Raw genomic sequence first — 23,828 nt, 5'->3', positions numbered from 1 at the left:
GGATCTGCGCGGCCTTGTCTTGTTGACGGGAGCGCGTCAGACCGGAAAAACGACATCGATCCGCCGGCTTTATTCCGACCTCGCCTATTACAATTTACCGCCCTGCTGGGCTCGGCGCAGATTCTGTTGCTGAAAAGCGTTAAAGACTCACTGGCTGGGCGCGTCTTTCTCTATGAGCTTTTCCCGCTGATGCTCTCTGAGTTGATCGCCAGCGACAAGTTTGAACTGCACGCCCCTCTCCTAGCGGTCCCCTCGTATCGATTGTTTGGCTGAGCATTCCCGCGAAACAGCCAAGCCGTCCGTTTGGCGCGAAATGGTTAGTCGTAACTCCTGGTGATACGGCACTATTCGAACGTCATTTCCAGAATTCCCCGATCCACGAGAGGAGCAGGGCCGGGTAAGGGGGTCGGTAAGTTTGAGCGAGTTCAAAATGAAAGTGGCTAAGCGGGATACCAACGAGGGCAACCTCCTTGTGCTGGCTGTGCTGGCAAGTCTGATCGGCCTTGGTGCGGGGCTGATTGGCGGCCTGTTCCGGCTGTCATTGCAATGGGCAGATACGGAACGGAACGCGCTGATTGGATGGGCCCATGGGCACTCGTGGCTCGGGTTCGCGGCCATTGTCGGAGGGGCTGCGTCAGCCACCTGTTTTGCGGCATTTCTGGTGCGACGGCTTGTGCCGACCGCAGCGGGCAGTGGGATCCCGCATATCGAGGGCGTATTGAAAGGCGGGCTCACGCCTGCGCCGTTGCTCCTTGTCCCGATCAAATTCGTCGGCGGCGTGCTTGCAATCGGGTCCGGCCTGGCTCTTGGGCGAGAAGGCCCGAGCGTTCAGATGGCGGTCAGCCTGGCGCATTGGGTTGGACAGACCTTCCGGCGCACCCAGGCTGATTGCCGGGTATTGATGGCCGGTGCGGGCGGTGCCGGCTTGGCAACCGCGTTCAATGCGCCACTGGCCGGGGCGATCTTCGTGCTCGAGGAATTGGTCGGACGCTTCGATCCCAGAATCGCTGTGGTCGCCTTGGGCGCCTCTGCCAGCGCCATCAGCGTTGCGCGTCTGCTGCTCGGGGACGCAACCGACTTTGTGTTGCCTGATGTGACCGCCGGCGGCATCGTGATCAAGCCGTTCTACATCCTTCTCGGCCTTTTCACCGGGGGGTTGGCCGTTTTTTACAACCGCAGCATGCTTGCATCGGTTGCAGCCGTCGATCGCCTGGGCTGGCAGCCCGAGACACGGGCGTTTGTGATTGGAGCCGGTGTCGGCGCCCTGGCATGGTTCGCACCGGACCTCGTCGGTGGCGGTGATCAGATCACGCAGCGGACCTTAAACGGCGCCGAAGTCATTGTGATGCTCCCCTTGCTGTTTCTTGTGCGCTTGGCGCTGGGAGCCGCCTCCTATTCAGCAGGGACGCCAGGTGGGCTACTGGCGCCGGTTCTTGTGCTCGGCGCCCAGGCCGGCTTGTTCTTCGGGCTCGCCTGCCGCCTTGTGTTCCCGAGTATCGAGATCGATCCCGAAGCCTTCGCCGCTGTTGCCATGGCGGCTTTTTTCGCGGGCGTTGTGCGCGCACCGGTGACAGGGATCGCGCTGGTCACCGAAATGACCGGCAGCACGACCCTGTTGTTGCCGATGGTTGCCGCCAGCTTCACGGCGATGGTGGTCCCGACATGGGTCGGAAATCCGCCGGTCTACGATTCGCTGGGGCGTCGCGCCTCGCGGTCGAATCCTTCACCGACACCTCAATAATTATCAGCGCTGGGTCATCGTTTTTTGTATCAGGGGAGCGCCCGGCGGGTGGGATCAGGCTCGATGATCCCGATTTCTCCCGTTGTTCTGATCAGTTAGCGGAAACTCCTCGATCGGCGCCGGGCGGCCGAAGAGGTAGCCCTGGAAATGCTCGCAGCCGTGGTTGAGCAAAAAGGCGCGTTGTTCCAGGGTTTCGACGCCTTCCGCAATCACATTCAGCCCCAGCGACTGACTCATGGCCAGTACCGCGCGTACGATAGCGGCATCGTTTTGATCGTGCGCGAGATCGCGCACAAATGACTGGTCGATCTTCACCTGATCGAGCGGCAGCCGCTTGAGATAGGACAGCGAGGAGTAGCCGGTCCCGAAGTCATCGAGCGAGAAGCCGAGGCCAAGCGCCTTCAGGTTGCGCATGCGCTCGATCACTTGGTCGGCGCGGTCGAGTACCACGCTCTCAGTCAACTCGAGCTTCAGGTCGCGCGCGTCGATACCGGAGGCCGCGATGGTGTCACGCACCTGCGCGAAGAAGTCCGGCTGGTGGATTTGGCGGGCACTGACATTGACCGCAAGCCTAAGCCCTCGTGTCCTGGTATCTGATTGCCAGACCCGCAGCTGCGCGCAGGCCTGCTCCAGCACCCAGAGACCGATGGGGATGATCAGCCCGGACTCCTCAGCCAAGGGAATGAAACGCGCCGGGGAGACCGGCTCTCTATCGGGTGGCAGCCAGCGCAGCAGGGCCTCGGCGCCGATGACCTGGCCTTCGCGATCCACCTGCGGCTGGTAGTAGAGGTGCAGCTCACCGCGTTCAATGGCGTGCCGCAAAGCCGTTTCCATCTCCGCGCGCACGTCGATTGCGGCCTGCATGTCTGGATTGAAGAAGCGAATGGTGTTTCGGCCCGCGCTCTTGGCCTGATAGAGGGCAACGTCCGCCTGCTTCAGCAGCAAATCGACAGGGAAGTTCTGACCGCAATACAAGGTCACGCCAATGCTGGCGGAGCTGTGATACGCCGGCCGCTCCTGAACCAGGGTATAGGGCTGATCGATGGCGCGGTGAATCTTCTCGGCGATCTGCTCCGCATGCACTGCGGCGGTCGCCTCATCCGCACCCAGCTCATTCGCAATGATTACGTATTCGTCCCCTCCAAGGCGCGCGATTGTGTCTTCAGGCCTCATTTGCTCAGCAAGTCGGCGGGCCACTTCGGCCAGCAGGCGATCCCCGATGTCATGGCCCTGAGTGTCATTAAGGTTCTTAAAGTGATCCAGGTCGAGCATCAGCAGGGCGCCATAATCCCCATGGCGATGACTGACCGCCATCGACTGACGCAGGCGGTCGAGGAGCAGGCGGCGGTTCGCAAGTCCGGTTAGCGGATCGAAATAGGCCAGGCTGTGGATCTGCTCTTCGGCGCGCTTTCGTTCTGTAATGTCTACGCAGAAGCCCATGACGAGTCCATCTGGCAAGATGATCGCGCGCAGGCTGCTGATGATGTCGGCACCATCCTTGCGGCGCAGACCGATCTCCAGCTCGTGGTGGCGATCGGTCAGAGCTTTGGCAAATGCGCCGGCATGCCTGCCCACCAACTCCGGTGGGACGAGGTCCGCGCCGGCCATCTCCAGCAGCTCATCGCGACTGTAGCCAACCATGGCACAGGCTGATGGATTGACATCGACGAACCGGCCATTCTCGTTCAAAACAAAGATGCCTTCTGGCGCATGCTCAATGTAGGTGCGGTAACGCTCCTCGCTCTCGCGCAACTGATGCTCCAGAGCCTCGCGCCGCGCGATCTCGGTGGTCAAGGCGAGGTTGCGACCCTGCAGCTCCGCGCGGTTGCGGTTGGACGCGATGACATCGGCCTCCAGGCGCTGGGTTTGCTGGCGCATGCGAAGGATCCAGGCCGCTGCAAGCAGCAGGATCAGCGGAACCGTGCTGGCAAAGATCAGGAATCCGCGCGAGGTGATGTGACCATACAGCAGAGAATCGGGCAGCAAGGTCACTACAGAAAGCGGGGCTTGGGCGACTGGGACGCGCAACACCAGATCGAAGTCTCGGGCCAAGCCGATTGCCTTGAGGGTCGGAAGGTCGCTCAGCGGAGTCAGCCTGTTCGGCGCAATGCTGGCCAGGCGTGGTTCAGGGGCTTCAATTGGAAGCTCAGGGCTTGCCGCTGTCAGCATCCGTCCGACGTCGGTGATGAGAAACTGCCGGAAACTCAGGTCGACCGCAGACGGGGATAGATAACGAGAGAGCAGATCAAGTTCGGACACAGTCATCACCAGACCGCCCGGTTGACCGCGATAGTCGACTGGCGCCGCAACGAAGAACTTGCCGTGCTGTTCGTCAATGATCAGGCGAGAACTAGGGTCCTGCCCGCTGACGTGCGGGTCCAATGGCGTGTCAGGGGCAGTGTCGACGAGCAGGGCCCCCTGTTCATCGAAATAGAGCAGCCGCTGGTAGATGGGCGCGCCGAGCAGGCGCTTCTGTTTCAGCTTTCGGCGGAAACTCTCATCAATCGCAGAGAGATTGACGTTCAAGCCATAGCGCATCGACATGCCGAGGGCCTTGTTGCCGAGAAAGGTCTGGATCTCATTGATCTCGGCGAGGTCGGAGACGAAGTCCTCCTGATCCGCGAGGAAGCCGCCGATCAGGGTGGCTATTTGCTGCGACTCGGCCAGCAGACGTGCCTCCGCAGCGGCGCGCAGCTGATGTTGGGACCGATAGGCGTTAGTCAGAAGGAGCGCAAGGTACAGGGAGAAGACGGCGGCGACCAGAAGCAGCCAGTGGCGATGGAGCTGCAAAGATCGCACCTTGGGCTCCCCCGCCTTAGTCCTGTTTGGCGAAGAACGCGGGAAAGTAACGCTGCACTCCTGGATAGTATTTCTGCACCAACCGGTCGTAGGTCCCGTCTGCCTTGATTTGGCGGAGATAGGCGTCGTAGGCATCGCGCAGCTGTGGTGCGTCCTTCGGGAAGGCGGCGGCTAGCGCCTGCTCCTGCGAAATGGGACCGATGACTTTGAAGGTGCCGGCCCACTTCTGCATGTCGAGCATGAGGTCAGGGACGTCCAAGAGCGACAGATCAGCATCCAGCTTGAGCAAGGCCGGGACCATTTCATTGATGTTGCTGCTCTTGGTGTAGACGTGCAGCTCAATCCCGACGCCATCCAGGCCATAGTTGGCCGGATCCAGACAGGTCTTCTCCATGACCAGCAAACTCTGTTGACCGATGAGTGCCTTGGTCTCCTCAATGTCCTGGAGCAGGTTGTCACTGCCTTTGATCGGCTGGATTGGCGAGTCAGCACGGGCGATCAGCATCACTTGGGACGGGAAAGTGGGTTCAGAATAGAGCAGCACCTGCTCGCGCCAGGGCAGGACCGTGAATCCGGTCGCGATCATGTCCCCCTTGATCGGAAAGTCGCCTTCCAGGGTGACGGTGTCGCCTGATCGCACGACTTTCTTGCCGAGCAGATCACGCATCACCGAGTAGAAGTCGCTGTAGACCAGTTTGTAATCCACGCCCAGGAACTCGGCGAATCCCCGGGTCATATCAACATCAAAACCATCTCCAGCGCCGGTCACGAAATTGGCGTAGGGGATTCCCAAGTGGCGCAGCTCGCCCCTGGCCTTGATCTCAGGTAGATCGGCCGCGCCTGCCGCGACGCTCACGGCGAGCCAGCAAGCAAGGAAAACCGGGAGCGAGAGCAGGCGATAAGAAGTCATTTTTTGTTGCCGATCCTCAATATTGACGCGGCGATGATACCTGCTGGGCTGCGCCGGCTGCTATCGCGTCCGAGTGCTTTCATGAATATTGCCCGGACTTCGAACGAAATGGCCGGGTGCCGGTTGTAAGTTACGTCACTTTGTTATCGACGGTTCGACGACTGTGTTGAGATCGTACGTGTCTTGCGCAGCAGAAAGTGCCTTCGCCGCCGTCGCTCAGGCGAATGATTTCGGTGTCGACTTCATAACAGCAGTGTGGTCTTGGAACGTCGCATATACGCAGGTCAAAGTGACTGAATGAATGCGTCCAAAGAACTTTGCTCATCGTATGCTCCCGAGATCGAAAGACTGAGCCGAATTAGGCTCAAGCCCTGTAACCGATGCGACACCCGCCCCAATGACGACCTTGGACGTAAATGGGTACTGAGATGTCATGCATAATCTCACCGGTGTCGCGTCGATACGTTTGGATGAGATAAGGCAATTCGTGCGCCCCGCATTGCTTACCGACCGGGTCGTCAAAGCGACGCTTGGTCCGGTTGTTGGCGAGGTCAATTTCCTCATCCCCGGTCAATGGCTGACAAAAACGGGTGTTGTGCGTGGGAACATAGCCATTACGATCACAGCCGATGGCGTAGACCACCTCTGAATTTTCCTTGAGAATCGGCTCCTGAATCCGCGGAAAGAGCTTGTCTGTCAGCGCGTCGAAGCCGGTGGTGAATTTCGCCGGTCGGGTATTGGGAATCGGCTTGTAGCTTGGTTGGAAAAGCGCCTCCTCGCTGACCTGTTTCGAGGCGAGCGCTTCATCCAATAACTTGCCCATCGCGGCTGCGGCCTGCTGGGTAATCGCCGGCATGCGCTGGTGAATGACCATCGCCTGCTGGCCCTCAGTGCCCAATCTAAAAATTTTGCTAATCTCGTGCAGGTTGACCGCAAGGCTTTCGAGTGCCTGCGCCTCTTGGAGTGTCTCGGCGGCACCCGCTGCGTTACGCTCCACCATCGACATGATCTCATGCACATGCCCGACCACTCGATCAGCCTCTTGGCTTTGCTGGGCAATGGCCGTTGCGATTTCGCCGATGCTGTCCATCGTCTGCTGCGCGCCCTGATTGATGCGTTCAAGCGAACCAGCCGCCTGTCCCGCCAACTCCGCACCAGCATGGGCCTGCTCGCTGCCCGCGCGGATTGAGGTGATCGCCGCGCGCGTTTCATCCTGAATGGCAGCAATCATGGTGCTGATCTCACTGGTGGCGGAAGCCGTGCGCTCCGCGAGTTTTTTGACCTCGTCGGCGACCACCGCGAAACCTCGGCCCTGCTCGCCAGCGCGGGCTGCCTCAATGGCGGCATTGAGCGCGAGCAGGTTGGTCTGCTCAGCAATCTCGCGGATCACCTGGACAATGCCGCCGATCGCCTCGGAGCGCTGACCAAGCCCCTCAATCACCTGAGCGGATGCCTCGACGGACTGAGCGATGCGTTCGATTTCGTTCGATACATCGGAGACGGTGCGCGTTCCGTCATCCGATAAATCCCTGGCATCTCGAGCGTTTTCTGAGGTTTGGGTCGCATGACCGGCCACCGCGTTCACGCCAGCCGTCATGGTCTCGATCACGGTGACCAAGCTGCCCGATGCCTGGCGCTGAGCGTGTGAGCCATCCGCGACATTGCGGGCATGCTCGGCGAGCACATCGGAGGCATCCGCGACCCGTTGCGCGTCGAAGATGACTTTCCCGATAATCCCTTGGAAGCACTCGATCAGCGCGTTAAAGCTTTCCGCGCAGTGCCCGACCGGCCCCGAGGACGCCGGCACGCGCAGGGAGAGATCACCATCCTTTGTCATCACCTGCAAGGTGGATGCGAAGCACGCCAGAGGATCACCGAACAGGTGTTTCAGGAAAAGCGAGGACGTGATCGTGATCACAACCCCCAGTATTACATTGCCGGCAAAAACCGGGGTCGAGAACGTGCCAGTCATTGCCGAAAGCGCAATGCCGCCCGCTCCGGAGAAGGCACCGATTGCGATGCCGATCAACCAGAATCCCATGATTTCAATCCCCGAATTCCGCGGTCATTGCCGCGCTTTATAGTTTTCGCAGGCGCTGTTAAGGTAAAACAGAGACCCACCCCTCCTAACTCCTGGCACTATTTTATATAGGAGTCCTAACGCCGTCGCAAGATCACAAACGCCAACCAAATTCATAATTGGCGCACCGATGCCGATTTCACTCAAACTGTATATGCCAGTTTTCTTTCGGGGATTAAAACCAGTTTTTCTTGCGCAGATACCACAATTGCAAGGCCACGATGCCGGCGAGCAGCAGGCACAGTAGCAGGAAGGAAATCGGGTCGCTGGGGTCCGGAGCTGTGTGGCTGATGTTCAGCCAGGATCCGCTGTTTGAGCACTGTAATGGCCTGCAGTCCGCAGGCGCGATGCTGGCCGTCGACTCCCAGAAAGTAGGCGAACAGCAGCCCAAAGCGGTGCAAGGGCGTGGATGGCCGGAATCCGGAGCGCGGGCGAGTCCGCGATTGTTCAGGCTTTGTGTCCGCGGCGGTCATCGGCGCTTCATCATTAGCACTGGGCAGGAAGCGACAGGCGTCGTTATGTTTTCCGCAACTGAGCCAGCGTCTCGCTGGCTTCGGCAAACCGATAGCCGGTGATTTGTCGCTCCAGGCGTCGATATTGATGCGGGGTGAGGCCAGCCTGCAGCAAGATGTTCTCCTCTTGCCACAGGTCCTCCGCGAGCGGATCGTATGCCTGGGCCAACTCGTACAGTCGCGCCAGCACGGCTTGCAGGCGTTCGCGGCTGACCGCTGTGGGCGGCTCGACCGGTGCCTGAGTAGTCGTCTGATCCTTATCAGCCTGGTCGCGCCAGGCGGCGATGGCGACCATTGCTGGCTCCAGCCGCTCGGCGAGCTGCGCGCGTGCCTCGGCCAGCGCGGCATCCGCCGGCGGCTGGTCTCTTAGCGCATCTTCCAGCGCCCGCGCGGCGGTGCGAATTGCCATCAGCCCCAGATTGCCGGCGGCACCGGCCAAACTGTGTGCCCCACGCTCGGCCAGTGCGATGTCGCCGGCCGCCAGTGCTGCGTCGATGCGCGCCAAATTCTCGGCATGGGCTGCAAGTTATGTCACTTTGTTATCGACTGGCTGAAGGTTGTGTTGAGATCGTGCGTGTCTTGCGCAGCAGACAAGACCGTCGCCACCATCTGCTGCAAGCGGCTGAGTCGATCAAGAATCTGGCCCTTGAGTGCGAGCAATTCATCGCACGCCCCACTCAGAGACTCGGACTCGCCGCCGTCGTTCAGGCGAATGATTTCGGTGCCGACCTCATGAATACGCCGGTGGATGGCGTCGATCTCCTGGTATTCGGGTAAGTGACCGTAGCGCTTTTTTCCCTCTCCCGCGTACCAGACACCAAAACGGCAACGGCCAGGGTTCTCAAGCTCATCCCGCGACATGTCAATGTCTGCGCCCTTGGCTGAACCGATGACCCGCTGGACCCATTTGATATGTTCATACTGGGCCAGCAGAAGCGGCATATCGATGCCGTCCCATTCATTCCGGGCCAAGTGATCCCATTTCCAGTCCGGTGTGAAGGCTCGCGTCCAAGCCGCCACCTCGGCTGCCGGCATAGGGTAACCGATCCCATAACCCTGGGCGCAATCGCAACCAAAGTGCATCAGGAGCACCCCGTGTTCCGCCGTCTCAACGCCCTCGGCAATCACCTTCTTATTAAAGACACTGGCCAGCCCGATGACACCTTCGATGATGGCCAGATCTTCCTGATCGTCGAGCATGTCGCGGACGAACGACTGATCGATCTTCAGTGTTTCGGCTGGCAACTGTTTGAGATAACTGAGTGACGAATAGCCGGTGCCGAAATCATCAAGCGCGAAAGTCACGCCGATGGCCTGACAGGCGGCCATCACCTCGCGCATCATATCGACATCCTCCAGGGCGGTGCTTTCGAGGATTTCGAGTTCCAGCAGATGCGCGGGGACATCCGGATGCTCGGCCAGGATCGCCCGCAGACGTGCCACGAAATCGATATGCTGAAATTGACGCGCGGCGATATTGACGCTGACAGCTATCGGCTCGCCGTTCAACGCCCATTGTTCCATCTGCGCCAGCGCCTCATGCAAGACCCACTCGCCGATATCTACGATCATGTGGAGTTTCTCCACGGAGGGTAAAAACTCCATCGGCCCGAGGAGGCCACGCTCGGGGTGCTGCCAGCGGATTAGGGCTTCCATCCCCACGACCTCACCGGTGCGCATATTCACCTTGGGTTGGTAATAAAGCCGGAATTCTCCGTGCTGCAGGGCTTCGCGGATGCGATCAAGCTCACGGTGCTGATCGCGAAGCTCCCTGGCCGCGTCCTGATCGAACAGATGATAGCGATTACGGCCCTGCTGCTTGGCCAGATACATGGCTTGGTCGGCATGTCGCAGCAGAGTGTCCGGGTCGGAATCGTCGAATGGATACAGGGTGACGCCAATGCTGGCCGAGACACCCAGGTCGATGTCGTTGGTCCGAAAGGGCTTGGCCACGGCATCGAAGATCCGGTCGAGGATCGCCTCCAATTCGTTGGCATTGTCCAGCTCGGCAAGCAGGAGCACGAATTCGTCGCCCCCTAGACGCGCGACCGTGTCGCCGCCGCGCAGGGTCCCCCGCAGGCGATTGGCGATCTCGATGAGGAGCCGGTCGCCGATCTCATGGCCATGCCGGTCATTGACGAGCTTGAAATCGTCCAGATCGAGAAAGCAGATGGCGACCAGTCGCTCGAAGCGCTTGGCGTTGGACAGTGTCTGATGGAGACGCTCGGCCAGGAGTACCCGGTTGGGCAGATCGGTCAAGGCATCGTAATGGGCTAGCGCCTCCAGGCGCTGCTGCGTGTGTTTCAGGTCGGTGATGTCGATGAACATGCCGACATAGTGCGTGACCTCACGAGCCGCGTTCTTAACTGCGTTGATATGGAGAATTTCCGGATAGACTTCACCGGATTTCTTGCGGTTCCAGATCTCCCCCTGCCACTGACCGGTTTCATGGAGTCGACTCCACAGATCCTGATAAAAGGACGCCTCTTGCAGACCCGATTTGAGCAGGGCGGGCGTCTGTCCCAGCGCTTCCTCGCGCGAGTACCCGGTCACCCTGGTAAAGGATGCGTTGACATCGAGAATGCTGGCCTTGGGATCTGTGATGACAATGCCTTCCTGCGAATGCTCGAAGACGCTGGCAATTAACCGGAGTTTTCGATCCGCGAGCTTACTTTCGGACATGTCGCGCAGGGTTTCGACGGCGCCAATGACCCGGCCCGTCTCGTCCCGAATCAGCCCGGCGTCGATCGACAGGTAGAGTTCGCTGCCAAGCAGTGGCATGACGCACCAATTCTCGGCATGGGCGGCGAATGCCTGACCCGGACGGACCTCATGGCTGTCATAGAAATGACCGATTTCCCCAGTGCGTTCCAGGACGATCAGGTCGACCAGGCAGGGGCGCGGCTCGCCGTAGAAGGCGCGCCAATGTTCCCGCGTGCCCAGGACTTCCTCAGCGGGCATGCCCGTCAGACGTTCGCAAGCCTCGTTCCAGACGATAACCTTGCACTCGGCGTCGAGAACAAAGGTCGGAATCACCAACTGCTGGACCAACTTGACAGCAAACCCCTGTCCTTCTAAAGGTTTTTCCCTCTGGAAATCAGATGATTTGGTCTTGGACATGCTGGTGCGTGCTGTGCGGTCTCGAAACGTTGAGCGGATGCTTAGGATGCTGCGGACGCAATCAATCCCACTTGAGACATCTTAACCGCCGGACCGGAATCAAACGAATGAGTTTCACGGCAGTTCAAACGGCTGACGGGTATGACGCCCCGAGATTATCGTCGATGTCCAGCCTGAAGCTCAGCCATTTGGCGCAAAATGGTCAGACTGCGGAGAAAAATCCTGGCAACATCCGCGCGCAATCGCATCGCGCCGATTAACCTCAGGGTCAGCCCAAGAAGACACGCCGGGATTGGCCGGGGCAGACCATCAATCAGAACCATTTGAAGGGTGATAAGTACAATGAACACGAAAACTCTCGCACTGTCCGCAGTCCTCATCTTCGGCTTTGGCACTGCCCACGCCGCAACCGACAGCGTTGTTGCCTATACCTTGACTGAGGGAGAGGACATGCAGACTGTCGCCGGAAACTATGACCTGACCGTGGAGCAAATCCTGGTAACTAACGGAATGGAGACCGACGAGATCACGGTTGGCACAGTGATTTATATCCCACCGCTGCATGCGACTGGCTATTTCAACCCTGAGACCGGGGTCTATACCGTCGCAGCCGGCGATGATCTGTACGAAATTGCGCGTCGATTCGGGACAACAATCGCTGCCCTGGAAGCGGTCAACGAACTCAGCGGTGACACGATCGCTGCCGGTCAGACCCTGCAAATCCCGGATTAACTGATCAACCGCCCGGGCACGCTGGCCGAAAAGTCCAATTCCCACAAGGCGACGCATAGACACCGAGTGGTTCGGGTCTATGCGCTTGCCCTGCTGAGTGCGTTTGAAGTCATGAGCAAGTGTTTGGTTTGTGCGCTTTTCGTCCTTTTTGCAGGCCAACTGATGGCGGATGACGCGGCGCTCGCCGAGGTCTTTGCCCGCGGCGGCGTCGAAGGAACGACGGTGATTTCATCGCTGAGCGGCGAGCAGACCTTTATCTATAACGAATCCCGAGCACGCCAAAGGTTCTCGCCGGCGTCGACATTCAAGATACCGAATACGCTGATCTCCCTCGAAGAGCAGGTCATTTCCGGCAAGGATGCTGTGTTCAAATGGGATGGGCGAATTCACGAGATTTCCGCTTGGAATCATAATCAGACGGTGGAGAGTGCCTTTAAGATCTCCTGTGTTTGGTGCTTTCAGCAACTCGCGAGTCAGGTCGGTGCGGAGCCTTATCGGGCTTATCTGCAAGCGCTTGATTATGGCGAGCTGAATGAGCCATTTTCGGAAACCACCTTTTGGCTCGACGGGACGCTCACCATCAGCGCAATGGAGCAGGTTGCGTTTCTCAAGAAGCTTTACCAGCGTTCTCTGCCTTTCAGCGCATCAGCGTATGAGACGCTGCGAGCTATCATGCTGGTAGAGAAAACGCCAGAGTATTCAATCTGGGCCAAGACAGGCTGGGCGACGCGCGTCACGCCGAACGTCGGTTGGTATGTCGGCTATGTTGAGACCGAGACCGATCAATGGTTCTTTGCGACCAACATCCTGGTTGAGCACGAAACCGATCTGCCGCTCCGCCAACGGCTCACGCGAGAGGCGTTGCAGGCGGTCGGGGTTCTTGATGATCGCTTGCGAAACTGACGATGATCGATGATGACGAACTGAAAGCCTTGCACCGGCAGGTGGCCGAGCGGCTGCAGTCCGCGACGCCGACCCTGGTGCCGCTCGACCTGGACGACGCTAGCGCCCGCACCCTTTGGCGCGCTTGCTGCTGCCCGGCGAGCGGATCACCGACCCGCGCGATTCCGACTGGTACCAATCCTATTGGCTCATCGCTGATGGCGAGCGACTGGGCACCCTGGCGTTGCAGGTCTGGGACTTTGGCTGGGCTGGACCGCACCTCGGTTTTGCGAGCTTGTATGTCTTTCCGGAACGCCGCCGACAGGGGCATGCAACGCGGCTGCTGAGCGCACTCTTTTCTGCTGTGGAGCAGGTGGGCCTGTCGGCACTGCGGCTGGAGACGGACTGGCTCTGGCAGCCGGCGGTGCGGCTGTATCTCAATGCCGGGTTTGCGGTGGTCAACTGGAAGCACGCGCTGAGTCTGGTGCGCTGGCGCGACCAGCCGCCGCCGCAGATTCGAGTCAGACCGGGGTGCATTGATCTGCTGCGTGAGCAGGATCAAACGCCGCTCTTCACCGCCACACGCGATGGCGAGCAATTGCTCTGGAGCGACCACCGCACCGAGGCAGAGCGCGAAGACCGCGCTAACAGGTTGCACTGGGAGCCAACATTAGCGCTCTGGCTAGGGGTGCAGGGCTGGCCGCTGATCCGCAGCGAGCAGACCTGGGCGGATCGACTACGCTGGATGGACGCCGGTATGCCAGAGGGTCTAGCCCACAAGATCCAGCTTTGGGAAGCCTATGCTCGCCACCATGGCCTGCCCGTGCGCACCCCGCGCATTCCGGGGCTCAGCTATCCGTGCTGGGAGGAGCTTTCTGGTGCAAGGAGCGGGGACTGTGCCGTCATGCAATAAGCGACGGATAGCGGAGACTGCGGCCCATCGCGACGCGCGCTGTGGCAACCGCATGTGCAGATCGAAGAGCGTAACCACTTGTTGCAGCCACGGCATCGGCGCACACAATGATAGTGGCGACGCGCGACACCAGCCCTTTCGTGGCTGGAGGGATTGATGTAATCAACCCTTGGGTGGCATCGCCGTAAGTTAAGCCAAAAAGCACACGCAAGCTGTCGGCCAACCTGGCCCAAATGAGTGTCACTCTTGCTTAACACCCCCCGCTTGCATATTTCTCAAGACTCGGAGAAACCGTCATTGCGATGCCGCTCGCCCGGTTGCATGCCCGGTTGCATGCATCGCCGGGCAAGCGGCAGACAGTCAGATGGAAAACAGCTTGCGGGGATTCATCTCTACTCCATCGTGACAGTCATTCCGCTCATGCTTCCAAGATTGAGATCGACGCCTTGGGTGCGTGAGTGCAGTACCAAAATCACGCCATTCTGGTTTTTCAAGCGCAGTCCGCCCATGCCGCCGCCCAAGGCGACGCTGGCGTCAAGCTTGGTGTAGGTGCCCGGAAACTCTGAAACGTTAGTCAGATCGTAGACCTCACCAGAGGCACTCATTTTGGACATGCCGACATTGGCCCCAAGACTGATACCCTTGAGCTTGAATTGGTGCTCTTCGCCCTGGAATGTCAAGGTCCCGCTACCCTTGCTTCCGCCAATGATCAATCCGAGTTCTTTTTCTTGAATGGAGACCGCACCAACTGGCTGTTTGTCGTCCCCGGCGATGGCCAGACTGCCGAAAAGCATCATGGCGGTCATGGCAGCCGCGCCGATCATTTTGGAATAGGAATGGAACATTGTTTTACTCTTCGCTGATGGGTTGTTGAATCGGGGGAAGACTGTCGTGCAGATCAGGGACCTGCCCATTCGTCTTTTCGCTTGAAGAACGCTTTGTTCAGGCTCCCGATGTTCACGGGATGAATCTGGATTCAGATCACTCGCTGATCAGTGTTTCGTATCCATCAAATCCCGCGCGCCTTGCTTGGCGGCTTCCTTGGCCTGTTCGTGCTCCACGGCATTTTCGACTTCATCGACGATGACGGCTTCCTCATCGACGATCTCTGCGGCCAGTGCGTCTGCCTCGGCTGCCTCATCCGCCTTGATGGCGGCATCTTCCATCGCGGTTTTAGACTCGGCCAGGGCCAAGCCGCTGGTGAGTCCAATCACGGCGCTCAGTGCAGTTGTTGTCAACAGGGTACGAATCGACATAATCAAGTCTCTCTTTAGGTTGCGTGATGCTAGGCGCATCCCCATGGCGGCGCCTGTTGATATCAGGATTGAAGCTCAATCCTATTTGGGAAACATAAACTGGACTTGCGCGCGAATCTGCCAGTCGGCACCGAAATCCGGGCTCACGGCGTTGTAGTATCCGGAGAGCTGCATGTTCACCGGCAGCTTGCCGAGGTGTGTGATTTTGCCAATGCCGCCGCCGACCGGAATGGTCCAGCGGTTGTTACTGTCGGCGTTCCAATTGGCGGTGATGATCGGCGCGGAGGTCAGATACAGGCCGCCTTTGAAGTTGTAGTTGAGGAAAGGCTGAATCAGCCCGTTGTTGTAGGAACCGCCCTGCTGGTTGCTGCTCAGCGACCAGACGTTATTCACCAGGGCGCCATAGACCCACGGATTGCCGTGCTCCATATGCAAGAGCACCACAGACGGCCCAAGCCCCCAGTTACCGTTCCCCAGCTCGTCGCTGGTGTTGGTCGGGAGTTGGACGACGGGACCGACCCCCCAGATCCATTTGCCGGGCTTGGCCGGCGACAAAAAGGCCGTGAAAACAGTATCCCCGATGCCAGTCGTGCTGCCGATTCCTTCGCCCAGCGATGGCATCCAGACCACGGGCACGATGGTACGGGTGATGATGTTCCAATCTTCGTTAATCGAGATCGGGATCACCGGCTGGATATTGAGGATATTTTGCGTGCCGCCCTCCGGCCCATAGTTCAGATTGGTGTTGTTCTGAAAGGGGACGCTGATCAGGTTACCGACCGGGTTCTGGGCGAGCTTGGCGAGTTCCTCTGCGCTCATCTCGGCCATGGCTGGGGCGGCTGTCAGCGATGCCAGTATTGCCAGCGCGCGGATCATCCGCCTGGAAAAAGGGTGTTTCTTCATCAATGGAGTCTACGCGGGTTAAATATTCGGTATCGATATCGGGGTCGAGATCGTTCACTTACCAGCGGAAGGACGCTCCCAAAGCAGGGCCGGTCATGCGCAGATCCGCGTCATGCTTGTCGTTGAAATCGTAGGAGAGACTGCGAATGGAAAGGCTGACCTCGCCCCAGTCGAAGGCGTAGCCCACGCCGACCAGTGCCTGCCAGGTCCAGTTCGATGAGCCGGTGCCGACATCCAGGTAGTAGGGCATGGTCCAGCGACCGTCGCCGAAGCGAATCTGGCCCTTGACCCCGAGGATGCCGTCCCACTCGGTCAAGTCGCGCGACTTGTTGCGGTCGAGGTCGAGCAGGCCATCGGTGCCCTGGGTGTTCAGCTTCACTTTGGAAGCGATGCCTACATAGCGAAAACCCGCCAACAGATCCAGGTTTCCCTTGCGGTTGTGCACCAGCGTGCGGGCTCCCCCCAGTGTCCAGACGGTTGCCGAAAGGTCGGTGGTGGCCTTCACATTGATGTCGCTTAAAGGTCGGCCATCGGGATAGGTGATGTTGCGCACGCGCGAGTCCTGATTGCCGAAATCGATATAGATGATATCGGTGAAGGCGGACCACTCGCCCTTACGCACCTCGCCACTGGCCATAGCCCCGAACTTGAGTTTTTCCAGATAGTCGTTCGGACCGATCTCGGTGCTGACGTTGAAATCGGGGAGGTTGAGGTTGGCTCCCGGAACCTTGCCATTGAGGGTGCCGTTGACGTTGGGCAGCCAGAGATAGGGCGTCAGGGAGAAGTGCCAGTCACCGTCGAAGGGATCGACCGAATCGGCCGCAGTGGCGGTGGCAGGAGACGTCGATAGGCCGAGGACCGCTAGGGTGCTCAGCATCCGATGGAGGGTTACAGGTACGTGCATGACTTATTTCCGTTTCCGCTTGGATCAATGAAGCCGCCCCGAGTGCCAGGTTTGGAATCATGGCGGTGAGAGGCATATATTTACCGGAATGCTGCCAGAGTTCATCCCCTCGGTCTGACCATTTCACGCCAATTTGCGGGGAGCGTCCGCGTCATTGCCATGGCCTGTGACCACAATTACGGTCCTGCCCCTGGCGCATCGCGCTTCAACACCTTGTTGCATGGGTTGCCGAAGGCAGTCAGGCGGCGGGTGATCTGACCGGCCACCAGACTGAGACCGCCGGTGGCCCAGGCGGCCGCGCCTTCGACGGCGAGATCACCAGAGTCGATGCTTGCATGTGGCGCCGTCAGGGTGCCGTCGAGGACGATGAAACGGTCGGCGACGCCGAGCAGGCTGAGTCCGACCCCGGTACGCTTGATGGTCTTAAAGCGCATCTCGATCTCACCCGTCTCCAGCTTAATGGCTCCGCCGCCGAGCACATTGAGGTTATCGGTTTGGAGCGCCAACCCGCGCTTGCTGGTGGCGATGCCGTCGGCAATATCGAACTGCATGACCGCGCACTTGAGGCTGAGGAGGTCGCGCCGGATGTCGAGGTTGTTGATTCGGGTCGGATTGACGGTCTCGAGCAGGCTGACGACAACACCTCCTAACGGCAGTTGGGAGGCCTTGCGGTTCAACTGTCCGGCACCCAGCACCAGCTCCACGCGCCCGTCGGCGGAGCGCAGCAATTCAGGCACCGAGGCACCGACACCGCGCAGGCGGATTTCGTCGGTGGCGGTCACGTCGTTCGGCAGTGTTTGTTTCTTCTCCGCCTTGATTAGCCGACCGAGATCTAGCTTGCCTCGTTGATGCAGGTCGAACTCCCAGCCGTTCTGTGCGGGCCGCAGCTCCAGAGCAACCGACAAGCTGTCCTGTTCGGCATCGCCCGAGAGCACCAGATGCCCGGCGTCGAGGGTGATATCAAGCGTGCCGTTGTCCATGCCGATGTCGTTGAGCTGGACCTGACCGGCGCGTAGCTTGAGCGAGCCGTTGACCGCCTTGAGTCCGTCGAACGGCAGCGGCTGTGCGTTGCTGGCGTGCGCGCCTGTTGGCGCCTCTGCCCGATCGGGGGCCGCTTTCCGGTCCGGTTTTTGGGGGAAGAAGGGCGTGAGGTCCAGCACCTCAGCGTTCAGCGTGGCGTCGATCCGCGCAGGCTTACCAAGGCCGACAAGGACCTCCCCGGCGAGATCACTGCTACCGGTGCTGGCCTCAATGTCCAGCAGCTCAAGCTGCCCGGTCTGACCACGCAGGCGCGCCTTGGCCGCAAATGGTTGCGGTGGCAGCCCGGGATGCAATACAGCCAGGCTCTTCCCGGTGAGCTGCGCCTGGAGTTGGCTTCCTGTCAGGCCGTCGAGTCGGGCGAGCGTGCCGGTAAGGCTGCCAGTTAGCGCGGTATTGAGGTCAGTGTCTTCGGTCAGGCGAAGGTCGAGCATCAGGTCGCGACCGCTGCGGATGGCCGCGAGCGGCCCCAGATGGCCACGAATGCTGAGCTGATGTTTGTCTATACGGGTCTGAGCAAGGACGTCGATGCGCGGCCAGGACCGTCCGCCGGGCAGCAGGTCGGCCAGGGTACCGCCCGTCAGAGTCAGGTCCATGGTCCGTTCAGACCCGTCTTGACTGGCCATCGCCAAGCCAGTCTGGAAGCTCACCGCCGCGCCGGCATCGATGCGCAGCTTGGGGCGGGTAAACTCGATGGCGGTGGCCGTCCGACCGCGCTTGGCAGGCGGTAGCAGCCGGAGCGATTGGGCCTCCAGGGTGCTGCTCAGGGTGCGGATCAGTGTCGCCGGTGTCGTGCCGCTGGCCGCCGCGTCCAGGCTCAAGCCATTGATGCTACCGCCTAACTTCGGGCGTTGTGCCAGCATCGACAAGGCCTGTGGCAAGTCGACGCGGTCGGTTTTCAGATTGAGCGTGAGGGCGGGTGTCTTGGGGCTTGCGGGACTCGCGGAGCTTGCGTCCACTACCGCCTGACCGGTGACCGTCAGCCCTGGCAGCGCCAGCCTGACCCCGTCGAGTTCAAACCGGCCGCCACGGAGCTTGGCTCGAGCTTGCAGCCCGCGCATGGTGATCCGCTGCCAGGTCAGGGCCTCAACGGCGAACTCCAGGTCAGCATCAAGGCGCGTCAGCAGATCAAACGGCAGTGGCTTGTCGACCCAGGTTGGCGGCTTGCTGGTCTTGGGTTTGGTGGCCGCGGATTCTGCGGAGCCTTGCTCTGCGGTGTCTTGCTTCGTGTGCTTGGTCACATCGTCTTTCGTGAAGGCATCCAATGAGACCGATCCAGCGTTGAGCGTGCCGCTGAGCCGCGCTGGTGCATCATTTTTTGCGGCCAGCTGCAGTTCGCCGTCGAAGCGGCCATCAGCCAGGGTTGCCTTGATCGCCAGGGCGCCAGCCGTCTTGGTGTCCGGCGTTTGTGCTGCGCCTTGCGGCAAGGCGACCGAGGTCAGTTGCAGCGCCCCAGGCTGATCGCCGAGCTTCCCGGTCAGCTGCACGGACCAGGGACCATGCAAGGGCACACTGATCTCGCCATCGCTGATGGTCAGCGGTGCGGGCAGGCCATCGGCCTGCGATGAGCCGTTGATCGCCCTGGCCTCCAGGGTCTGGCCGTCCCAGCTGAGGTCCGTTTCGAGCCGAAACGGTCCCGCCGGTAGCCCATTGATCCCCGCGATCTGCCCAAGCGGTGCCGCCGTCGGCCCTTGCACCTGGAGTTTGGCGTCCAACCCGGTGGTAGCGAAGGGAGCCGGGGCGCTGCCATTCAGCTCGACGCGGGTGTCGGCGCTCTGCGTCAGTAGCTCAAAGGGCCAGCGGGCACCGGCCCGCGCATCCTCAGCACCGGCTTTGCCACTCAAGGAGAGTGGCGTCGCGTTGATCACCAGTTCAGCCTGGAGCACCAAAGGTTCAGCGCCCAGCCCGTCGAGCTGGAGCCGCGTGATCTCGGCGCGTCGCACCGGCCCCTTGGCCGCCGCAAAGCTGATGTCGGAGTCGAGCACCTGCACCCTCGGTACCCGCAGGCTGATGTGGCCGCTTCCCTTGCCTGTGCCTTTTTTGGCGCCCAACTGCCAATTGTTGCGGCCATCGGTGGTCTGTTGCAGCATCAATCGCGCATTGCGAATCACCAGCTGGTCGATGCGGACCTCCCGGTGCAACAGCGCCCGCAGTTGCCATAGCAGGTCCACCCGTTCGGCCTCCAGCAGGTGCGGACCCAAGGTTCCGTCAGTGTCCCAGGCCGGATTCGATACCCGCAGTCCCTTGAGCGCGATCGACAGGCCCGGGCGTGGATGCGACAACCAGCCGAGGGTCACGCTGTCGATGGCGACCGCTCGCCCAAGGGCCTCAGTCGCTGCGGTTTCAAGGTCCGCCTTATGATCTTGCAGATAGAACGGCAGATAGGCGATGGTGCCGCCCAAGAGGACAAGCACCGTCAAGAGAAGCCAGGCAAGAATGCGTAGTGTTTTCACTCAGTGTTGCGCACGCACCGCGTCTGCGATGTCCTGGCTGAGTCGCGCCAGCGCGCGGCTGTGGGCGGCAGCGAGTCCGTCGTAGCCCTGCTCCTGAACAGGCTCCCGAACAGGCTCCCGAACAGGCTCGCGCGTGCTGGTCCGCCCTATCATTGACTTGCCGTCTCCGGGGCGACGCAGGGTCCAGACCGCATCGAGCGTAGCGGCGTCGCCGGGCGTCGAGTCGAACCGCCGCACCTCGATGGAGACGCGATAGTCGACATCAGCGCTCGACGCCCCTAATGCTTGGATGACCCGCGACGTTCCTAACAGGGCAACCAGGTTCTCCGCAACGGTGCGCGAGATCTCGTCCTTCAGCGGCGAGGCCCAGCGGTCGAATTCCTCCAGGCGAACCTGATTCGGACCTGCGGTGATGACGATCTCCGGGCGGTCGACCGCTGCCGGCACGCTCACCGGACCGACGGAGATCGACAGGCTGGAGGCGGGCGCGACGCTGTTCGTCGAGGGGCTCAGTGTGTAGAAGCGCGCCGCCGGCGAGGCGCAGCCGGCCAGCACGGCCGCAAGGGCACAGATAAGCAGGCTAAAACTGGGGGGGATACTGAGGCCTGAGCGGATCTGTGGAGCCATCAGGGTTTCTCTCCATTTTTGCCGCGAATCAAGGATGACGGATTGCGTTCGAGATAGTCCGTGAGTACGCGCAAGGAGCGTGCCGCACGACTGACCTCCTGCAAGGCGTCACGCAGTTCCAGCTGTCCAGGCGCATCCTTGCCGAGTAAGGTCGCGTCGGTATTTTTCAGCACCCGATCCGCGGACATCATGGCGCTGCGAACCGCAGAGATCGCTGGCTTGAGCTCAGGGATGACGCCCTTGTCGATGCGGTTCACGGCCTTGTCGATGTCCTTAATCGCTTCGTTCAAGGCCAGCAGAGTCTGCGCGACCTCGCTGCCGATGGTTTCAAAGGGGATTTTGTCCACCTTGGCGAGAATGTCCGAGACCTTGTCCTCCAGGTTCGTCACCGTGCCCGGGACGGTCGGGATGACAGGCATCTTCGGACCCCAGTCGACTTCCGCCTTGGGCGCGTCGGGAAAGAAATCGAAGGCCACGAACAACTGGCCGGTCAGCAGGCTGCCACTGCGCAGTTGGGCACGCAGCCCCCGGTCCATCACCAGGCGCTGAAAGAACGCATGACTTTGTTCGGGGTTCTGCACCATCGCTTGCGCACTCGACGACTGCTCTGTATGCATATCAGACACGAGCCGCTCCGGATAGGCGACAATTTCCACCCGACCCCGAACCTCCGTTGTCGCCGGATCGATATCGATGCCCACGTCGGCCACCTCGCCCGCCGGCAGTCCGAACAGGGTCACCGGTGCTCCTACAGTCAACCCGCGCAATGATTCCGTGAAGTAAAGGACGTAATGACGCGAGATGGTCTCCGGCTGCTTCATCGCGGTAGCGCGATCAGCATAGAGCACGAAGGTGGTATCGGCCGTTGCGGGTGCGGGCTCGACGGCGGAGCTTGGCGTCGCAAAGGCAATGCCGCCGACAAGCAGCGACACCAGCGACTGGGTGCGCACGTCTAAACCGCCATCGCCCAGTGAGACATCGACACCGCTGGCGTTCCAAAAGCGCGTCTGGGCGCTGACAAAGTGATCGAAGGGGGCGTTAACGAAGACGCTGATCGAGACGGAGTTGCCGTCCGGGGCGAGCTGGTAGGTCATCACCTGGCCGACCTGAAGGCGACGAAAATACAGCGGCGAGCCGACGCTGACCGAGCCGAGATCGGAGGCAGTCAGCTCAAACTCGCGGCCGGGCTGGTCGATGGGGATGACAGGCGCCACCTTGAGGCCGGTGAAATGGCGCTGAGGCTTTGAGGACTTGCCCATCTCAAAGCCGATGTAGTTGCCGGACAAGAGCGTACTCAGCCCGGAGACGCCGCTCAGGGTGACTTGCGGCTGCACCACCCAGAACTTGGCGTCCTCGACCATCAGCCCCTCGGCGTGCTTGTCGATTCTCGCGGTGACCATAACCTTGGAGTAGTTCTGGTGAAGCTCCACCGCCGTCACCTGGCCGATCTTGACATCCTTGTACTTGATGATGGTCTTGTTGGCCTCGACCCCCTCGGCGGATTGAAACAGGATGGAGATGGTCGGGCCTTCATTCAGGATACGGTTGACCGCGATGCCGATAGCGACCGCGGCGGCAAGCAACGGAATCAGCCAGATGGCGGAGATCCGCGAACGCCGGGGCGGTGTTAGTGTAGCTTGCGGCAAGGTATTGCTGTCGAGGGCGTCAGCCAATTCGGGACTCCGGTTCGCCGCCCGCGTCCCAGATCAGGCGGGGGTCAAAGGTGGTGGCCGCAATCATGGTCAGCACGACGACAGCGGCAAAAAACATGACCCCGGGGCCGGGACTCACCGCCATCAGCGGCGAGAGCTGCACCAGGGCCACGGTAAAGGTGTCGACGAAGACATCCAGCATCGACCAACGTCCGATAAATTCGACCATGCGGTAGAGTCGGGTCCGCTCTCGATTGCTGCTCGACGAGCGTCGTTGCACGGAGATGAGCAAATAACCGAGCGCGATCAGCTTGCCGAGGGGCACCATCACGCTCGCGATCAGCACGATCAGCGCCAGCGGCCAAGAGCCGGAAGTGTAGAGGAAAACCACGCCGCCCATGATGGTGTCGTACTCGGTGGAACCGAGCGTGGTGGTCCCGAGCACTGGCAGCAGGTTGGCGGGGATATAGCAGATTGCCGCCGCGATCACCAGCGCCCAGGTGCGCTCAATGGACTGCCGCCGCCGCGACTCAAGCGGGCTGCCGCAACGCGGGCAATGGCCCGGCTCGTCGGCACTTGCGGCCCGTACCAGCAAACCGCAATGCTCGCAGCCGATCAAGCCGGCTTGCGCGGCGGTCAGCGCAGCAGCCATCAGGACGAGGTCCCAGGCGCCGAATCGTCGGCGATCGGTGGTGATGACTTCGGCTCGACCCAGGTGACCCGATGCCAGATCGCATGGGGGTCGAAATTGACCTCAATGGCGGGGATCAGCAGCATCAAAACGCCCACCGCGGCCATACCGATGCCGGGCTCAACCTTGGCCAGGTCCGCGATCTTAATCAAGGCCACCAGGATGCCAAGCATCATCACCTCGACCATGGACCAGGGCCGCATGCGATCGGCCCAGCGCAGCATCTCCCCGACCCAGCGCGGCACTGGCGTTCGCCCGGCGCCAAGCAAAACGACCAACATGAACAGAATATAGCCTGCCGGGGCGACTACCGCGCAGAAGCCGACGACAACCGCCGTCGCCTGTTGGCCCTCAAGCCACATCTGATAAGCACCGCCGATGATGGTGGTGCTTGCGTGGCGACCCACGGCTGAAAGATCCATCAGCGGGTCGATATTGGCAATGATCAACAAAAAGAGCGCGGCGATGGTCAGCGCCAGCGGTCGGCCGATCGGGCCGGCGGTGCCGGTTGCCAGCGCATGGCCGCAGCGCGCGCAGCTCGCCTTGCCTCCGGGTGGGAGGTCCGGGACGCTCTGCAGCAGATCACAATCGGGACAGGCCAGGGTTTGCATGCAA

Annotated in this window: 18 protein-coding genes; 4 read left to right on the top strand and 14 right to left on the bottom strand. The window is 60.6% G+C overall.

Annotation, left to right across the window (positions count from 1 at the left end; genetic code table 11):
• The first annotated feature begins 415 nt into the window (after positions 1-415).
• Positions 416-1,741 carry a ClC family H(+)/Cl(-) exchange transporter gene (locus tag Thiosp_RS23685; protein WP_201063325.1) on the top strand — a complete coding sequence of 442 codons (1,326 nt, stop codon included), beginning with the start codon at positions 416-418 and terminating at the stop codon, positions 1,739-1,741.
• A gap of 54 nt (positions 1,742-1,795) precedes the next feature.
• On the opposite strand, the gene Thiosp_RS23680 is transcribed toward Thiosp_RS23685, so the two are convergent.
• From Thiosp_RS23680 to Thiosp_RS23660, 5 genes are all read right to left on the bottom strand, one after another.
• A complete protein-coding gene (locus Thiosp_RS23680) occupies positions 1,796-4,540 on the bottom strand; it encodes an EAL domain-containing protein (RefSeq protein WP_201063324.1) in 2,745 nt (914 codons plus the stop codon).
• Between the two features lie 16 nt (positions 4,541-4,556).
• The gene (locus Thiosp_RS23675; RefSeq protein ID WP_201063323.1) at positions 4,557-5,450 is read right to left on the bottom strand and encodes a transporter substrate-binding domain-containing protein; all 894 of its coding nucleotides are present in this window, start codon (positions 5,448-5,450) and stop codon (positions 4,557-4,559) included.
• A 364-nt stretch (positions 5,451-5,814) separates the two neighbouring features.
• Positions 5,815-7,491, bottom strand: coding sequence for a methyl-accepting chemotaxis protein (locus tag Thiosp_RS23670; RefSeq protein WP_201063322.1), 1,677 nt, complete (start codon positions 7,489-7,491; stop codon positions 5,815-5,817).
• A gap of 555 nt (positions 7,492-8,046) precedes the next feature.
• Complete coding sequence (locus Thiosp_RS23665) at positions 8,047-8,547, bottom strand: Hpt domain-containing protein (RefSeq protein ID WP_242518218.1); 501 nt, start codon at positions 8,545-8,547, stop codon at positions 8,047-8,049.
• Positions 8,548-8,573: 26 nt separating this feature from the next.
• Entirely contained in the window at positions 8,574-11,078 is a 2,505-nt protein-coding gene (locus tag Thiosp_RS23660) for an EAL domain-containing protein (protein ID WP_323696737.1), read from the bottom strand.
• Positions 11,079-11,504: 426 nt separating this feature from the next.
• On the opposite strand from Thiosp_RS23660, the gene Thiosp_RS23655 reads away from it, so the two are divergent.
• The 3 genes from Thiosp_RS23655 (at position 11,505) to Thiosp_RS23645 (ending at position 13,689) form a co-directional block, all read left to right on the top strand.
• Positions 11,505-11,894, top strand: coding sequence for a LysM peptidoglycan-binding domain-containing protein (locus tag Thiosp_RS23655; RefSeq protein WP_201063320.1), 390 nt, complete (start codon positions 11,505-11,507; stop codon positions 11,892-11,894).
• A 111-nt stretch (positions 11,895-12,005) separates the two neighbouring features.
• Positions 12,006-12,797 carry a class D beta-lactamase gene (gene blaOXA / locus Thiosp_RS23650; RefSeq protein ID WP_201063345.1) on the top strand — a complete coding sequence of 264 codons (792 nt, stop codon included), beginning with the start codon at positions 12,006-12,008 and terminating at the stop codon, positions 12,795-12,797.
• A 115-nt stretch (positions 12,798-12,912) separates the two neighbouring features.
• Entirely contained in the window at positions 12,913-13,689 is a 777-nt protein-coding gene (locus tag Thiosp_RS23645; protein ID WP_201063319.1) for a GNAT family N-acetyltransferase, read from the top strand.
• A gap of 392 nt (positions 13,690-14,081) precedes the next feature.
• Here the strand turns inward: Thiosp_RS23645 and Thiosp_RS23640 are convergent, their stop codons facing one another.
• The 9 genes from Thiosp_RS23640 to Thiosp_RS23600 form a co-directional block, all read right to left on the bottom strand.
• Complete coding sequence (locus tag Thiosp_RS23640; protein ID WP_242518216.1) at positions 14,082-14,603, bottom strand: DUF1134 domain-containing protein; 522 nt, start codon at positions 14,601-14,603, stop codon at positions 14,082-14,084.
• 78 nt (positions 14,604-14,681) lie between these two features.
• Entirely contained in the window at positions 14,682-14,945 is a 264-nt protein-coding gene (locus tag Thiosp_RS23635; RefSeq protein WP_201063318.1) for a hypothetical protein, read from the bottom strand.
• Positions 14,946-15,026: 81 nt separating this feature from the next.
• Positions 15,027-15,848 carry a transporter family protein gene (locus tag Thiosp_RS23630; RefSeq protein ID WP_201063317.1) on the bottom strand — a complete coding sequence of 274 codons (822 nt, stop codon included), beginning with the start codon at positions 15,846-15,848 and terminating at the stop codon, positions 15,027-15,029.
• A gap of 58 nt (positions 15,849-15,906) precedes the next feature.
• Positions 15,907-16,752: a hypothetical protein gene (locus tag Thiosp_RS23625; protein ID WP_201063316.1), complete on the bottom strand. Its 846-nt coding sequence runs from the start codon at positions 16,750-16,752 to the stop codon at positions 15,907-15,909.
• 176 nt (positions 16,753-16,928) lie between these two features.
• Positions 16,929-20,243, bottom strand: a complete 3,315-nt coding sequence (locus Thiosp_RS23620; RefSeq protein WP_201063315.1) for an AsmA family protein — start codon at positions 20,241-20,243, stop codon at positions 16,929-16,931.
• Entirely contained in the window at positions 20,244-20,870 is a 627-nt protein-coding gene (locus Thiosp_RS23615) for a PqiC family protein (protein ID WP_201063314.1), read from the bottom strand. It lies immediately after the preceding gene.
• Entirely contained in the window at positions 20,870-22,543 is a 1,674-nt protein-coding gene (locus Thiosp_RS23610; RefSeq protein ID WP_201063313.1) for a PqiB family protein, read from the bottom strand. The genes Thiosp_RS23615 and Thiosp_RS23610 overlap by 1 nt, the downstream gene beginning before the upstream one ends.
• Positions 22,536-23,174, bottom strand: a complete 639-nt coding sequence (locus Thiosp_RS23605; protein WP_201063312.1) for a paraquat-inducible protein A — start codon at positions 23,172-23,174, stop codon at positions 22,536-22,538. Before Thiosp_RS23605 ends, Thiosp_RS23610 begins: the two co-directional genes overlap by 8 nt.
• Complete coding sequence (locus tag Thiosp_RS23600) at positions 23,174-23,824, bottom strand: paraquat-inducible protein A (RefSeq protein WP_201063311.1); 651 nt, start codon at positions 23,822-23,824, stop codon at positions 23,174-23,176. The genes Thiosp_RS23605 and Thiosp_RS23600 overlap by 1 nt, the downstream gene beginning before the upstream one ends.
• Positions 23,825-23,828: the final 4 nt, after the last annotated feature.

It is taken from the genome of Thiorhodovibrio litoralis (assembly GCF_033954455.1).
In the GTDB taxonomy this organism is placed as follows: domain Bacteria; phylum Pseudomonadota; class Gammaproteobacteria; order Chromatiales; family Chromatiaceae; genus Thiorhodovibrio; species Thiorhodovibrio litoralis.
Note: the sequence above shows the minus strand (reverse complement) of the source record. Positions and strands in the feature narration are given on the sequence as shown.